The organism is Dysgonomonas sp. GY617, assembly GCF_015233815.1.
Classification (GTDB): domain Bacteria; phylum Bacteroidota; class Bacteroidia; order Bacteroidales; family Dysgonomonadaceae; genus Dysgonomonas_A.
The window spans coordinates 81,400-97,260 of the sequence record NZ_JADCLR010000023.1 but is presented as its reverse complement, the minus strand read 5'-3'; the positions used below and the strand labels follow the sequence as shown (position 1 = coordinate 97,260).

The 15,861-nt window shown below is 36.9% G+C and carries 11 protein-coding genes and 1 pseudogene; 1 reads left to right on the top strand and 11 read right to left on the bottom strand.

Going from position 1 to position 15,861, the window contains the following annotated elements; translation table 11 throughout:
* Window positions 1-28 precede the first annotated feature (28 nt).
* From IR022_RS13340 to ureA, 5 genes and pseudogenes are all read right to left on the bottom strand, one after another.
* Window positions 29-715, bottom strand: a complete 687-nt coding sequence (locus tag IR022_RS13340; protein WP_194204085.1) for an urease accessory protein UreF — start codon at window positions 713-715, stop codon at window positions 29-31.
* A gap of 15 nt (window positions 716-730) precedes the next feature.
* Entirely contained in the window at window positions 731-1,240 is a 510-nt protein-coding gene (gene ureE / locus IR022_RS13335; protein WP_050708298.1) for an urease accessory protein UreE, read from the bottom strand.
* 160 nt (window positions 1,241-1,400) lie between these two features.
* Window positions 1,401-3,122, bottom strand: a complete 1,722-nt coding sequence (ureC, locus tag IR022_RS13330) for an urease subunit alpha (RefSeq protein WP_050708299.1) — start codon at window positions 3,120-3,122, stop codon at window positions 1,401-1,403.
* Between the two features lie 72 nt (window positions 3,123-3,194).
* Window positions 3,195-3,494: pseudogene (gene ureB, locus IR022_RS13325) on the bottom strand (urease subunit beta); the annotation flags it as partial.
* 19 nt (window positions 3,495-3,513) lie between these two features.
* Window positions 3,514-3,816 (bottom strand): urease subunit gamma, encoded by a 303-nt coding sequence (gene ureA, locus IR022_RS13320; protein ID WP_050708301.1) that lies wholly within the window; start codon window positions 3,814-3,816, stop codon window positions 3,514-3,516.
* A 1,139-nt stretch (window positions 3,817-4,955) separates the two neighbouring features.
* On the opposite strand from ureA, the gene pdxY reads away from it, so the two are divergent.
* Window positions 4,956-5,780, top strand: a complete 825-nt coding sequence (gene pdxY, locus IR022_RS13315; RefSeq protein WP_050711457.1) for a pyridoxal kinase — start codon at window positions 4,956-4,958, stop codon at window positions 5,778-5,780.
* Window positions 5,781-5,814: 34 nt separating this feature from the next.
* Here pdxY and IR022_RS13310 read toward each other — a convergent pair whose 3' ends face one another.
* The 6 genes from IR022_RS13310 to IR022_RS13285 all read right to left on the bottom strand — a co-directional run bounded on the left by IR022_RS13310 (window position 5,815) and on the right by IR022_RS13285 (window position 15,798).
* Window positions 5,815-7,131, bottom strand: a complete 1,317-nt coding sequence (locus IR022_RS13310) for a TolC family protein (protein WP_194204084.1) — start codon at window positions 7,129-7,131, stop codon at window positions 5,815-5,817.
* Between the two features lie 31 nt (window positions 7,132-7,162).
* Window positions 7,163-10,207, bottom strand: coding sequence for an efflux RND transporter permease subunit (locus tag IR022_RS13305; protein ID WP_194204083.1), 3,045 nt, complete (start codon window positions 10,205-10,207; stop codon window positions 7,163-7,165).
* A 98-nt stretch (window positions 10,208-10,305) separates the two neighbouring features.
* Window positions 10,306-11,397 carry an efflux RND transporter periplasmic adaptor subunit gene (locus IR022_RS13300; RefSeq protein WP_194204082.1) on the bottom strand — a complete coding sequence of 364 codons (1,092 nt, stop codon included), beginning with the start codon at window positions 11,395-11,397 and terminating at the stop codon, window positions 10,306-10,308.
* Window positions 11,398-11,590: 193 nt separating this feature from the next.
* Window positions 11,591-12,406: an SDR family oxidoreductase gene (locus tag IR022_RS13295; protein ID WP_050711460.1), complete on the bottom strand. Its 816-nt coding sequence runs from the start codon at window positions 12,404-12,406 to the stop codon at window positions 11,591-11,593.
* 16 nt (window positions 12,407-12,422) lie between these two features.
* A complete protein-coding gene (uxuA, locus tag IR022_RS13290; protein WP_194204081.1) occupies window positions 12,423-13,598 on the bottom strand; it encodes a mannonate dehydratase in 1,176 nt (391 codons plus the stop codon).
* A gap of 76 nt (window positions 13,599-13,674) precedes the next feature.
* Entirely contained in the window at window positions 13,675-15,798 is a 2,124-nt protein-coding gene (locus tag IR022_RS13285; protein ID WP_194204080.1) for an alpha-glucuronidase family glycosyl hydrolase, read from the bottom strand.
* Window positions 15,799-15,861 lie beyond the last annotated feature (63 nt).

The window sequence follows — 15,861 nt, the reverse complement described above, 5'->3', positions numbered from 1 at the left end:
GCGTATTCTTGTAATTTTATTTTCTAGATTACGACATGTATAATCTGGAGTAGAGCTTTTCGTGTTCCATACAACGAATATCAAACCCAATATTACAAAGCCCTACAAGGTTTCTGTCAAGAGCTAATACTTTGGGTACTGTTGATTGGATTACTTCTTGCATTTTGTATAAAATATCTTGCCCGGAAAGCTGACTTAACGGTACTAATTTTACAGCATTAGTCACTATTCCTACTGCTGCATTGTAGAGAAAAGCGTATACTGCTTCGTGAAGTGGAATTTCGAACAAAGCTGCATACAAACCAAATGTAATTGAGTAATGCCCTTCTGCATCCTGTGAAGCAATAGCTGCCTGATACTCTTCTATAATTGGAGATGTTGTTTGCCTGTCGAATATCTTCTGAAGTCTTATTCCTAATTTACGGCTGGCTTGTTTTATTTCAGTAGGAGCTTTGAGTGCTGCACATTCTTGGTCAAGAGTAACAAGAGCTTTTATATCGTTATTCAATGCAATCTCATACGCCAGCTTTACAAAGGAAGCATCGTTATAAAGTATATTATTTGTAATCATGTTGTGAACAAATGCCTCTGTTGATGCATCGTCTTTTACAATTTTGTGTTGCACGTATGTTTCCAGTCCATTGGAGTGTGAGTACCCTCCAATAGGTAGTGTTGGATCACTTAAGTGCAGTAACTTCCCTAGATAAGCGTTCATAGTTGTATGGATTTATTATTTGCCTAACCCCATTATTTTCGAGAAAATAGAGTTTCCTTCTCCGTGCGAATGTCCGTGGCTGTGTGGTTGTACACTTGCATTTACTATATTCAGTAGTTTTTTATGCACCTTTTCAGTGTGATATCCACTTGCATTTAACCATTTAAAAATGGGTTCTTCGTAAGGGATAAGTATTAAATCGTCCTGAATAAATACTGGTAAATGTTTATTACCTATTTCGTAAGCTACACTTCCCATTTCTACCATATTATGCGGTGTTACCTGTATGGCATCACAAGGAAGAATGTCAATAGCTATTATTTTATCCTCGTCCATATAAATTACGTCGTCTTGACGAAGGCGTTGTCCTTCTTTCATAAAACGTATGGCAACTTCTGTTCCCTCATTGGTTTTGCGTCGTTGTATGCGTTTGTTGGCTTCGAACCATTGAATTTGGATCAATTCTACTCTGCGATTAGCTATCTCTATGTCTTTTAGGCTACCTAATATTTGTTCTATTACCATAATCGTTTTAGTCTTTAATACAGCTAACTGTTTATTGGTCGTGTAATTTCTTCTTATGTACTTTGATCACGACATTTCAAAGTCATAAATGGTATTGAGATTTTTTAGTAACCGGAATGTTTAACCGCATTCCGGTTATTGATATCTATTTTACTCTATTTTAGAATAAGAAATAGCGTTGTCCCAATGGAACCGTAGTTGCAGGTTCGCAAGTGATTTTAACACCGTCTACTTTTACTTCGTAATTTTCAGGATTTACGGTAATTTCAGGTGTTTTATCATTGTGGATCAAGTCTTTCTTGGATACATTTCTACATCCTGAAACAGGAAGAAGAGTTTTTTCCAATCCATATCCTTGTACTGTTCCGTTATCGTAAGAAACTTTCGAAACGAATGTAAAGCATGATTTATTTAAAGCTTTACCATATGCTCCGAACATGTTACGATAGATAACAGGTTGAGGTGTTGGTATAGATGCACTAGGATCTCCCATACGTGCAGCTATCATCATACCGCCTTTGATAATGATTTCGGGTTTTGCACCAAAAAAAGCAGGTTTCCATAATACGATATCTGCATATTTACCTGGTTCGATGGAACCTACGTATTGAGAAATACCTTGTGCTATTGCTGGATTGATGGTGTATTTAGCAACATATCTTTTAGCTCTGAAGTTGTCATTTCCATGACCTTCGTCTTCAGCTAATGCACCTCTTTGTTTTTTCATCTTATCGGCAGTTTGCCAAGTACGGATGATAACTTCGCTGATACGTCCCATTGCTTGTGAGTCGGAACTCATGATGCTGAATACTCCCATATCGTGAAGAATATCTTCAGCTGCAATAGTTTCGGGTCTGATACGTGAATCTGCAAATGATACGTCTTCTGGAATAGTACGTTTCAAGTGGTGACAAACCATTAACATATCAAGGTGTTCGTCTATTGTATTTACTGTGTAAGGACGTGTTGGATTAGTCGATGCAGGTAATACGTTAGGGTACATTGCAATCTTGATAATATCAGGAGCGTGTCCTCCACCAGCACCTTCTGTGTGGAAAGTATGGATTACACGGCCGTTGATAGCATTCATGGTATCTTCCAAAAATCCTGCTTCATTCAAAGTATCTGTGTGGATAGCGATCTGAACGTCGTATTTATCAGCTACAGTTAATGCTGTATCTATTGTTGCAGGAGAAGTACCCCAGTCTTCGTGAAGTTTCAACCCTAGGGCTCCGGCTTCAATTTGTTCTATTAGTGGAGCTTCGGTTGATGAATTACCTTTTCCGAATAAACCAAAGTTCATAGGAAGACCTTCTAAAGCCTGTAACATACGTTCGATATGCCATGCTCCAGGAGTTACGGTAGTTGCATTTGTACCATCGGCAGGTCCTGTTCCACCACCAATCATAGTAGTTGTACCACTATATAAAGCATGTTCAACCTGTTGTGGACAAATAAAGTGAATGTGTGTATCAATAGCTCCTGCGGTTGCAATTAAACCTTGTCCACCATGAACCTCAGTTGAAGCACCAATAATCATATTGGGAGCTACTCCATCCATTGTATCAGGGTTTCCGGCTTTACCTATACCTACAATCTTGCCATCTTTAATACCTAAGTCAGCTTTTACAATACCAGAGTGGTCTATAATGATAACATTGGTTATTACCATATCTAGAACACCTTGGTCGCGTGTTGCTACACTTGATTGAGCCATGCCATCGCGGATAGTTTTACCACCTCCAAATTTATTTTCTTCACCGTATACAGTGTAGTCTTTTTCTATTTCGACAATAATCTCAGTATCGCCCAAGCGCACTTTATCTCCTTTGGTTGGACCATACATTCCAACATATTTGGTTCTATCTATTTTTAGGCTCATGGCTTATTTGTTTTTGAAGTTTTTACTTTTTAATAATTCGATGCCGCGTTGCTTGTTATAATCAAGTGAAGTGTCGCCATCTACCAGATTATTATTACCAAATGCACGACGTAAGCCTCCATAGGCAACAAGTTCTACTTCTTTCTCTTCTCCCGGTTCAAAACGTACAGCTGTTCCGGCAGCTATATTCAAACGCATACCAAATGCTTTTGCACGATCGAAGCTAACAGCACGGTTTACTTCAAAGAAGTGGTAATGCGACCCTATTTGTACAGGACGGTCTCCTGTATTGGTCACCTTTACTTTTACAGTTTTACGGCCAACATTACATTCAATGTCCCCTTTTGCGATAAAATATTCTCCAGGTATCATAATTTTGAATTTAATTTGTTTAACGTATAGGGCTGTGTACTGTTACTAATTTGACCCCGTCTGGGAATGTAGCTTCAATCTGCACATCGGGTATCATTTCTGCAATACCTTCCATAACATCATTCTTAGTGAGCAGAGTTGCTCCATATTGCATCAGTTCGGCAACTGATTTTCCATCACGCGCTGCTTCGAGTAAATGACTCGAAATGTAAGCGATAGACTCGGGGTGGTTCAATTTCAACCCGCGTTGTTTACGCTTAGCTGCTACCTCTCCTGCTAGATGTAGCAACAGTTTTTCTGACTCTCTTGGTGTTAAATGCATAATAGGGTATTTTTTATATTAAATAGTGTACAACTCGAGTCTGGTTTTTGACAACTTAAGACTCTTTATTGGTTACGTATTATAACATATGTTGAGGGATATTGTTTTCTTAAATATGAGATTTGTTGTTACGTTTTGATTTTTTTTTTGTTTGAATGGTGTTTTTATGTACTTTCTTGTTTTGCTTAGTTTTTATCTTCTCATGTTGGTTTATGTATTGTATCTTGCTTTTTAACAGGTGTTTGGTTGTTATTTGTGTGTTTTTATTTTACTTTTTATTAATTTTTTATGTTATTTGCATGCTGTGCAACATATTACAAAATAAAACGAAGTGCTATCTTTTTGATAATTCGTAACACGAATATTTAATTATTAAAATTAACGAATAAAAATGTTGTAAAGTTAATTTGTTTAAGTGTGTGTTATTTGTGTAAATTAACAAATGGACTGTTTGTAGGCAGGTGTTTGCTTGTTATATGAGCTTCTTCTTTAGCATTGTCTAATTTGGTGATATCTTTTATTTTTTCACTAATGCTATTCATAACAGTTAAACTTTATTTATTGTTCATTATATGAAATAGGTCTCAAAATGTGGGATAAAATTGTATTAGATAAAATATAGAATGTAATTTGTCAATATCATCACGTAATGAAAGGATTAAGTGATAAAAGAAGATTCTATTAGATTGTAATGGAAATGGTAAATTCATAATTTATTTTCTGAAGATAATAGTGTGAGCATTTATGCGTTGTTTTAATGTTTTCACATTTAGATGTTTATAGTGGTTTGTGCCTGTGTGTGATATTTATTATGTTTTATAACATGTTTAGGGTCTGAATAAAAATATGTTTCCAAGATTGTCTTGGTTCGGTGATTTTCTATAAAGGGAGTATATGACTGATTGTAAAGAAAAGGGTTGTTTTAATATTAGTATTTGGCATTCTTTATGACCGTGTTTTATACAAATTCCACTCTTTACGTCGAAAAATAAATCGATTAATACTATAATCAAAATCTGTTTAGCAATTCTTATTAGGTGATCATGGGACACTATTTGGAAAAATATGAGAAAATTTAGATACTATTACTATTTTTCGTACATTCATATTATAATCTCCGAAAGAAACAGATTCTTATAATGAAAAATAAAATACTTTCTATACAAAGTAAGGTTGTATATGGTTATGTAGGAAATAATATTGCAGAGTTGGCAATCCAATTACATGGATTAGATGTGATTTCGTTTCCAACAGTTTTTTTATCAGCACATACAGGGCATAGACCCATTCATGGAAAAGCTATTTCAAAAGAATTTTTTGAAGAACTGATTCTGGGAATCGAAGAGATTGATGTCTTGAACTCTACATTTTGTGCTATCACAGGGTATATAGGTTCTGAAGATATTTTACTCTCTTCGTCAGAGTTTATACAAAGAATAAAAAAAGCATACCCCGAAAAGTTATATATCTGTGATCCTGTGATGGGTGATATAAGTACGGGACTTTATGTTCCGGAAAGTGTCGCGGCAAAGTTGATGGCTACTCTTATTCCTCATTGTGATATACTAACGCCTAATTTTTTTGAACTGGAATATATTCTTCAACGTAAAATATCTACAATAGGGGAGATTAAGGAGTCTGTAAAAGCCAATTCACTTTTAGCCAAAAAGATTATAATTGCAACAGGTTGTCATTTAGAAGATACCCCCGAAGGACAGATTGAGACTATTGTGATAGAAGGAGATAGAATAGAACGAATTTACTCATACAATATAGATATTGATACAGTAGGTACGGGAGATCTTTTTACGGCGATTTTTGCATCACAGCTAGCTAAGGGTAGAGATATTGTTGCTGCTGCTATAATAGCTTCAGAAACAATAAGCAGTGTGCTTGGGTATATAGTAGAAAAAGGGATGGATGAAATGAATGCCGAATGTTTACTGAAATATATCAGAGAGTGAAAGATCGTGTATAACCTTTCACCCTCATTATAATTTAATATATGTAAGACAGCATTTTTCCACTAAGCTGAATTAATGATATTTCGCAAAGCTTAGTGTTGTATTGTGCAAGTATGAGCCGATCTTCGGCTTCTAATAAACTGTTTTGTGCTTCACGCAATTCTATACCAGATAAATCACCCAGTTTATAACGCTCGAGAGCAATTGTATAATTATCTTGGGCGGTTTGGAGATTCTCTTTCTCCAGATTGGTAAGTTCCATGTTATTTTGATATGCCATCCACATTTTCGAAAGATCGGTTCGTAGAGAAAGTTCTACTTGTAGATATTCAAGCTCTTTATTTTGAACTTCTATTACGGCATTTTTACGTTTACGCTCTCTATTAAAACCATCAAAAATATTGAATCCGACAGTAACACCATAGTTAAAGCCTAAGTTTTTTTGACGGTCAAAAGAGCCTACCTCATACATGTTTTGAGTGAATCCGTATCCTGCATTTACTTTCACATAAGGAAAGTACTGACTTTGTATGGCTTTCAGATCGAGAACACTAATGTTTTTGTCTCTTTTATATAATTGAAGGAAAACATTCGAACCTTGTAAATTTCTCCAGATATCATCTTTGTTAAGAAATGGATTAAAGTCAATGATAGAGTCAGTGATTGATAAAGGTTGTTCTACATCATCCATCGCCATCAGTTGATTGATTTGTACAAGGGAAGTAAATATAACTTCGTTCTGCTTGATCAGCATCGAACTATCTGCGTTGAAGTCCACTTTTGCTTGTTGTAATTCGAGTCTCGATCCCGCACCTATACTGTAACGAGCCTCTACTATTCTAAGACGTTCTCTCGATAGTTTTACTGCGTATCTAAGGTTATTTAACCTTATCTTTTGTTGTATATAATTATAATATTCATTGGAAATATTCATCACGAAATTTTCAATGGCTAATCTTGTATTTAAGTCTCCTATTTGTTGAAGTTCTTTTAAGCGCCCATAATTTGCCTGAATATTAAATCCATCAAAAACAGTCCAATCTAAATTAATACCGGCATTTAGTGCTTGATTATGCACGCCACTATTCTTATTTATATCTCCCGAAGTTAAACGTTGTTCTGTATTATTTACCGTTCCCGAATAACCACTATTTAGGTTTAAATAGGGTAGGTATCCGGCATTACCTATGGTTAAATTATTATCGGATATACGTTCATCATTGCGGGTTATTCTTATTTCATAATTACGATCTAAGCCTATTTCGATACAGCGCTTTAAATCGAAAACATCCTGCGCAAATAGACAATAGGGTAGGGCGAACAGTAATATAATAATGTAATGTTTCTTCATAATTTCAAAAAAATCAAATTTAATCAAAGCCTTAAGCTTTCTCTTCATTTTTTTTAGGCTTCTTTGTTCTATCAGTAGATATATATAAATACATAACAGGTACAATAAATACTGTAAGGAATGTAGAGATAGTCATCCCTCCAATTACAGCAATACCCATTGCAATACGTCCGTTTGAACCTTCGGCATTAGCCAATACCAATGGTAATAAACCTAATATGGTTGCAAAACTGGTCATAAGAATAGGGCGTAAGCGTTGTACTGATGCTCCTCGAATAGCTTCAAGTCTATTCATGCCGGTTTCTTGGCGTTGATTAGCAAATTCGACTATAAGAATACCATTCTTTGCAACTAAACCAATGAGCATAATAATACCTATCTGACTAAATATATTCATTGTAATACCTCCAATATACATGAACAGCAATGCACCTGCAATAGCTAAAGGTACGGTAAGCATTATGACAAGAGGGTCTTTGAAGCTTTCGAACTGCGCAGCTAATATGAGGAATATAAGTACTATGGCTAATAGAAATGCAAACATAAGGCTTGAAGAACTTTCTCTGAAATCTTTAGAATCGCCAGCTAATGCTGTGCGAAAATTCTCATCCAGAGTTTCTTTTGCTATGCGATCCATTTCGTTTAGTCCTGCACCTATTGTTACTCCCGGTGATAATCCTGCGGATACGGTTGCCGAGTTGAAACGATTGTAACGATATAGTTGTGGAGGTGCTACACTCTCTTCGAGTTCTACCAAGTTATCTAATTGAATCATATTTCCGGTTAGATTTTTGACATATATCGATTTTAAATCTAATGGAGTATTTCGTTGTTGGCGATTTATTTCTGCTAATATCTGATACTGTTTTCCATTCATATAGAAATAGCCCATACGCTGTCCGCTCAGTGCGTATTGAAGCGTTTGCCCAATATCGCGAGTGCTGACACCCAATAAGGCAGCTTTATCTCTATCTATTTTTATTCGGGTTTCGGGTTTCGTAAATTTCAGATTTACATCAGCCATCTGAAATAAAGGACTTTCATTTACCTTTTGCATAAATAGAGGTATAAACTCTTCCAACTTCTTAATATTGGGGGCTTGTAAAACGTATTGAATAGGCATACTTGTACGACGTCCTCCAAAAGTAGATTGTTGTTGAACAAAAGCCCTAGCTTCGGTTTCCTTGCGAAGTATGGGAGAAAGTCTATCGGCTATCTCCATCTGACTCTTTTCGCGATCGTTAATATCGGGTAGTATCACAGTTATATTTCCACCACCACTTCTTGCACGCATAATATTAGACAGCCGTTCAGGTACTACTGAGTCAACTATCAGAGATACCTTTTCTATATAATCCCTATAAAATTCGTATGTCGCACCTTCGGGGGCACTCACTCTTATCGATATTTGAGATCTATCTTCTAATGGAGCCATTTCTGATGGTATATTTTTACCTAGAAAGATAATTCCTATAAATGTGATTATTATGATAGGCCATACTAGAAATTTATGAGCTAAGAAGTAATTTAAACCTTTACTATATAAAGAATTCAGCCCTTTGAAGAAAGGATCGGTAACGCGGTAGAACCATCCCGGTTTATCATTCCTTTTTAGCAATTTAGTGGCTAACATTGGGGTAAAAGTAAGAGCGACAAAGGATGAAATAATTACAGACCCTGCAATAACCATACTAAATTCGCGGAATAAACGCCCTGTCATACCTTCAAGAAAGACAATAGGGAAAAATACTGCTACTAATGTTATTGTTGTAGAGATAACGGCAAAAAGAATTTCTTTAGTACCTTCTATACCAGCTTCAAGTGGAGCCATTCCGTCCTCTATCTTCAGATAAATGTTTTCTGTGACCACAATGGCATCGTCAACTACCAATCCTACTGCCAGAACAACGGCTAACATGGATAAGACATTAATAGAATATCCTGCAATATACATTACGAAGAAAGCACCAATCAATGATATCGGAATCACCACACAGGGCACTAATGTGACACGCCAGTCGCGTAAAAAGAGAAATATAATTATTACTACCAGAAGAAAAGCTATGTAGATTGTTTCTTCTACTTCGCTGATAGATGTTCTGATGAATTTAGTATTGTCAAAAGCAATTCCAAGTTGTATATCATCGGGTAAATCTTTTTTCATTTGTTCCAATCGAAGCATTGTTTCGTCTGAAATTTCTATCTGATTGGCTCCGGGTTGAGGTATGATAACGACACTAACCATGGGTATGCCGTTTTTGCGCATAATGTTTCTTTGATTCTCTGGTCCTAGTTCTGCTGTACCGATATTCCCGAATCTAACAACATTATAATTATCTTCTTTGACAACGAGGTTATTAAACTCCTCGGGTGTCTCCATCAATCCGAGTGTTCTTATTGATAGTTCTATTTTGTCTCCTTCTATACTTCCCGAAGGCAGTTCGACGTTTTCTTTATCAATAGCATTTTTTACATCCATGGGAGTTATTCCATAGGCAGCTATTTTAACTGGATCGAGCCATAAACGCATCGAATATCTATGCTGCCCCCATATTTCAACGGCACTCACATTGGGGATGGTTTGCAAACGCTCTTTAACGGTAAGTTCGGCTATTTCACTCAATTCGAGTAGAGATCGTTTTCCACTCTGAATAGTCATTTGTATGATTGGATTGGCATCGGCATCAGCTTTCGATACAGTCGGAGGATCACAATCACGAGGTAAATATCTTTGTGCACGTGAAACTTTATCGCGTACGTCATTGGCTGCTGTTTCCAGATCAACATTTAATTCAAACTCAACCGTAATATTGCTCGAACCTTGACTACTACTTACAAGTGAGCGAATACCTGGAATACCGTTGATATTTTGCTCTAAAGGTTCAGTTATCTGACTTTCTATAATTTCAGCATTTGCTCCCGGATAAGATACGCTTACTGTAATAATAGGGTTATCTATATTAGGATATTCCCGAACGCCCAGATAAGTATAACCAATCATCCCCAAAATGAAGATAATTAGCATAAATACCGTTGATAGAACGGGACGTCGTATACTTAATTCTGAAATAGTCATATGTATGTAAACTTTTGATCGTAACTTGAAAACAACAACTTAGCTATCTTTTTACTTGATTGGAAACTTCATTAATAAAAAAAAGGTTCTTTTAGACCTTAATCTATATTATCGAGTGTGACTGGCATTCCATCTCGTAATTGCATAACTCCGCTAACAAGAAGAGTATCTCCCAATTTCAGCCCATCTAAGACCTGAATTGAAGAAGCTGTTCTCATTCCTTTTTTTAATTCTACCTGATGCGCTTTTCCATCTTTATAGATATAAGCAATATCTCGTCCCATTTCGGCAACTGTTGATAAACTGGGAATAACTAATGTGTTTTTTATCTCCTGCAATTGTATCTCAATATTAGCAGAGTGTCCGGGCTTTAATTTACCTCCTTCATTTTGATAAATGGCACGGGCTTTTAAAGTAAGTGTTTGCTTGTCAAGATTGGACTCAATAGCATATACCGAAGCTTTATATTTATTAAGATCATTATCTAAGGTGAAAATAAGGGGAGTGCCTGCTTTTATATCATTGGCTTGTCTTTCGTTGACCGAAAATTCGATTTTAAGGGGAGATATTTTTGTGAGCTTAGAGATAATTGTTGAAGAGGTAGCGTAAGCACCTTCACTCACAAGACGTAGACCGATAACTCCCGTAAAAGGTGCTCTAAGTTCAGTTTGAGCTATCTTTGCTTTTACTAATTCTATGTCGGCATGCAATTTACCTAATTCGGTGTTTACTGATTCGTATGCTTCCTGACTTACTGCATCTTTTGCTAAGAGTGATTTTTGACGAAAAACACGATCTTCAGCCAGAGGTTTTTGAGCTTCGAGTTTCTTTAGTTCTGCTTGTAGAGGGCTGTCATTTACTTTGGCTAATAAATCTCCTTTTTTGACGAAAGATCCTTCTTTAAAATAAATCTCAGTAATTTTCCCAGAGGTTTCGAATGCTAAATCAACTTCTTCATCGGGAATCAATATTCCCTTTGTTCGAAAAACATCATTTAAATTCTCAAATTTTAATACCTGAGCATTTACATTCAATGATCTTTGTTCTCTACTTCCTCCTTTATCCCCTCCAACTATTTGAGAGTCTTTATTTCCCAATGGGAGCATGTTTTTTATGTTGGGGTAAAATGCCATTCCGGCAATTATCAATACGATAGCAATTATCAGTGCTATTTTAGCCTTTTTATTCATAAATATAATCAGTAAGGGACAATTGTGTAACTACGTAAGGTATTTGACAAATATAAAGACAAAAGGTTTAATTTGGTATTCGAATTTATTTAATTATTCTACAAACAAAATAACAGACAGATATAAATAAAGTAAAAAACCGCCTGTTATTAGGATTAATAACAGGCGGTTTTTATTTTATGATGTAAATTATTTATACTCCGCTAAAGGCTGAAAATCCACCATCTACAGGAAGAACAACACCTGTAATAAAACTGGCGGCAGGACTACACAAAAATTGCACGGCTCCGTTCAGTTCCGTAATGTCTCCGAAACGATTCATAGGTGTTTTTGCTAAAACCTTTTGACTTCGTTCGGTCAGAGACCCGTCGGGATTGATAAGTACGGCTCTGTTTTGATCTCCAATAAAAAATCCGGGAGCCAATGCGTTTACTCGTATACCATCACCATATTTCAGCGCCATCTCGGTAGCCAACCATTGAGTGAAATTGCTGATTCCTGTTTTTGCAACCGAATAACCGGGTACTCGTGTAATAGCCGAATAGGCAGCCATAGAAGAGATGTTTATAATGCTTCCGCTTTTTTGTTCTGACATTACTCTACCGAATACCATAGATGGATAAACCGTGCCATTCAGATTGAGGCTGGTTACCTTTTCCCAATCGGCTATCTTCATATCAAAAAATGCCTGATCGGGTGCTAATGTTGCTCCCGGCATATTACCACCGGCTATATTCAGAAGTATATCAATACGTCCCCATTTGGCGAGAATTTCCTGTGCTACTTTTTCTAGACTCTCTATATCGAGCACATTACCTATGATTCCGATTGCTTCGCCTCCCAGATCGGTTAGCTCTTTGATCCTTACATCGAGTTGTTCTTGACGAATATCTATGGCAACTACTTTGGCGCCTGCCTCTACAAAACTCTTTGCTATGCTACCACCAAGAACGCCTCCTGCTCCTGTAATGACAGCAACTTTACCTGCAATACTAAATATTTCGTTCATCTTATTGTGTTTTTATTTATTGTATTTTCAAATCATTATTTATTGTTGCCATCACACCATCTAATTGGGCTAGGGCGTACATTCTTCCATAAAATGAATAACCGGGATTATATCCTTTATCGCCATCATCCAACATCAAACGACCGTGATCGACACGCATGGGAAGCGAAGGATTTTCCTTTTCGAATACTCTTACTACGTCAATCAAATGTCCTCTTCCTTCTAGATGGGGGGCTTCTATAAAATTCCCATTTTCAAGAATATCGGTACTGCGGAGATGCACAAAGTGCGTGCGTGAAGCAAATTGAGCGGCCAATTCCGGTACATTGTTGTGTATTCCCGAACTTAGCGATCCTGCACAGAATGTCAATCCGTTATGAGGGTTATCGACAGCCTTCAAAATCCAGCTAATGTCATCACCACTGGTCACGATACGAGGTAATCCTAACATCTGATAGGGTGGGTCATCGGGATGTACACACATATTCACACCATATTTTTCACAGACAGGCATTATCTGTTCTAAGAAATATCTCATATTTTGGCGTAATGTATCACGGTCTATCCCATCATACAGCGAAAGCAGGCGTTTGAAAATAGCTATGGGATTTTTGTCTCCTTCTTTGATATTACCATTTATAAAACCTTGTGTTTTTACGATAATAGTATCTATTAAAGCATCTTTTTCGGCTTCGGTTATTGTTTTACCAAGTTCTTTGACCCGTGCTAACTCGTCGGTTGTATAATCTTTTTCTGCATCTTCACGTTGAAGAATATAGCAATCGAAATAAGCAAATCGGGTTTTATCGAAATAAAGAGATGAAGTCCCATCCTCCCAAGGATATTCCAAATCAGTACGAATCCAGTCAATCACAGGCATAAAGTTGTAGCATATTGTTTTAAGACCTGCTTTACCCAGATTTTCCAGACTTATTTTGTAATTTTCGATCAATCTGTCTCTCTCTTCTCCTGCATATTTGATAGCTTCGCTAACAGGCAGACTCTCGACTACTGACCACCGAAGTCCTGTATCCTCAATATACTTTTTCAGATCGAGAATAGCTTCTAAAGTCCAGATTTCGCCATTAGGTATATCGTGTAGAGCTGTCACTATTCCTTCTACACCTATCTGTCTGAGCATTGGAAGGGTTATTTTATCTTTCTTACCAAACCATCTCCAAGTTTTTTCCATGATTCTAATAATTATTGTTTGTAGTAGTAAACCTATGTGTTCATCCTATTTTAGATGAATACATAGGTTTACTGCTTTAATTGTGATGTTTCATATCCAGTTTTATCTTCTTCAACTCCTCCAATTTGTGCATGGGCGGTTCTATATCTGAAGGAATTGGACGTTTAGAAAATGTCTGAAAATAAAGCAGACACGCATCTTTCCACCAAACAGCATCCTGTGATTGTATCTCTAATTTCGATTTTACATCATTGAAACGCTGTTCATCTATATATGGCTGCATTTGATTCCATGTTTTCTGAAAACTTCTGACTTGTTGAACTCCTGAGTCGTATTTATAACATAGTTCCTCCCACATAATATGCCCGTTTTTCATCTTATAGTTCCAAGGTATATGATGAAACCAAAGTAGTAAATTTTCAGGACAACGTGATGGATCATTATAGATTTCTTTCAAAGGTGAGAAATATTGTGAAACAGCATTGCTTCCTGTCGTAGTACGATCAAATCCGAGTCCGATAGAGTCGGCATTGTGATAATACCAAGGCATCCAATCGGGGCGAGCATTAGGCACATCTCCCCAAGGTTCAGGGCCATAATGATGTCCGAAAGCAAATATATGATGTAAGCCCATCGGCATCATGTAGTCAACAACTGCTTCACGAGATGTTAGCATGATATCTTTCACAGGATTCACAAAGTCTTTGTTATTAGAGAAAGTCATCTTTATCCATTCATCAGCAATCTGTTCCGAAGTCAATTGATGATCCCAAGCCAATCGTCCGAAAGCATACCAATTAGATTGTGCAAAATGATGTCCGCACCAATTAGTATCTTCGCCGATATTGGCAACGGCTGAAATGGCAGTCAGTGTATGAGGGCTCAATGTACCGTCTGTTATCTTAGCAATAGTAGAACCTTCTCCGTTTGAATAGGTATCACTGTCAAGTGTTTCTTTGAATAAGGGTGCTAAATAAGCCAGATGATTCGAAAACCCGAGATACTCTTGTGTAATCTGAAATTCTACCATTTCGGGCGTTTTTTGCATAGCTCCAAATAATGGGCTGAACGGTTCACGAGGTTGAAAATCAATAGGTCCGTTTTTGATCTGTATGATTACATTATCTCTGAATTGCCCGTCCAAAGGCATAAACTCCAGATAGGCTTGTTTTGCCCTGTCTTCATTGCTTGGGTTGTAAACAAATGCACGCCACATCACTATTCCGTTATATGGTTTTAAAGCATCTGCTAACATATTGGCACCGTCGGCATGAGTACGCCCATAATCTTGAGGGCCCGGTAATCCTTCGGAATTGGCTTTTACTAGGAAACCTCCGAAGTCGGGAATCAGATTGTATATCTCTTTTGCTTTATCGTTCCACCATTTTATAACCTCTGTGTTTAATGGATCGGAATTGGGTAGTCCTCCTAACTGTTTAGGGGATGAAAAGTTAACAGCCAAATATACTTTTAGACCATAAGGGCGGAATACATCTGCTAAAGCTTTTACTTTGGTCAGATATTCTTTGCTTAGTATTTGGGGGCTTGCATTTACGTTATTTAAAACCGTTGCATTTATTCCTATCGAGGCATTTGCACGGGCATATGCTTCGTATCGTGGCGATAAAGTATTGGGTAATTCATCCGATTTCCAGAGCGAGTATCCGGCATAACCCCTTTCGACAGTTCTGTCCAGATTATCCCAATGATTAAGGATGCGGATATCGTATTTAGGAGTTTCTTCGATATTTACAGATGCTGACAATTGATTTGTTTGGATCAATCGCAGAAAATGGAATACTCCGTAAAGTAGCCCTACCTCAGTGTTCGATGCAATGGCAATACTATTTTTGCCTTCCCTGTTTATATCTCGGATAATGTACCCATCCTTGCCTAAACCATCAAAGTCTTTTTGTGGAATAATAGAAGCTATATTTTTACTCTTTGAAGTTCCTATAATCAAAGAACTATTACCGATTGTTTGGCTTATTTGTATATCTTTTCCTGAGAAAGATTGCCATGCAATAGAAAGTTCATTAAGAGCTTTATCTAAAGTCGGACTGTTTTCATCCATCGTTACTTTCGAAAAATCATAAAGTATTTCAGGAGGTGTATATCTTAACCATAGTTTGCTCCCCTCTTCCGCAAAAAGCGAAAAGGCGAACAGAAAAAGAATCAATGCGTTTATTATGTATTTCATAAGTTGTAAGGTTTCAGACCTGTTAAAGTACACCATTTTGTTAAACACAAAGTACACAAAGTC

Excerpts from the sequence above, each read along its gene's own strand:
- IR022_RS13340 (WP_194204085.1), bottom strand. The coding sequence starts at position 715 with ATGAACGCTTATCTAGGGAAGTTACTGCACTTAAGTGATCCAACACTA.
- ureE (WP_050708298.1), bottom strand. The coding sequence starts at position 1,240 with ATGGTAATAGAACAAATATTAGGTAGCCTAAAAGACATAGAGATAGCT.
- ureC (WP_050708299.1), bottom strand. The coding sequence starts at position 3,122 with ATGAGCCTAAAAATAGATAGAACCAAATATGTTGGAATGTATGGTCCA.
- ureA (WP_050708301.1), bottom strand. The coding sequence starts at position 3,816 with ATGCATTTAACACCAAGAGAGTCAGAAAAACTGTTGCTACATCTAGCA.
- pdxY (WP_050711457.1), top strand. The coding sequence starts at position 4,956 with ATGAAAAATAAAATACTTTCTATACAAAGTAAGGTTGTATATGGTTAT.
- IR022_RS13310 (WP_194204084.1), bottom strand. The coding sequence starts at position 7,131 with ATGAAGAAACATTACATTATTATATTACTGTTCGCCCTACCCTATTGT.
- IR022_RS13305 (WP_194204083.1), bottom strand. The coding sequence starts at position 10,207 with ATGACTATTTCAGAATTAAGTATACGACGTCCCGTTCTATCAACGGTA.
- IR022_RS13300 (WP_194204082.1), bottom strand. The coding sequence starts at position 11,397 with ATGAATAAAAAGGCTAAAATAGCACTGATAATTGCTATCGTATTGATA.
- IR022_RS13295 (WP_050711460.1), bottom strand. The coding sequence starts at position 12,406 with ATGAACGAAATATTTAGTATTGCAGGTAAAGTTGCTGTCATTACAGGA.
- uxuA (WP_194204081.1), bottom strand. The coding sequence starts at position 13,598 with ATGGAAAAAACTTGGAGATGGTTTGGTAAGAAAGATAAAATAACCCTT.
- IR022_RS13285 (WP_194204080.1), bottom strand. The coding sequence starts at position 15,798 with ATGAAATACATAATAAACGCATTGATTCTTTTTCTGTTCGCCTTTTCG.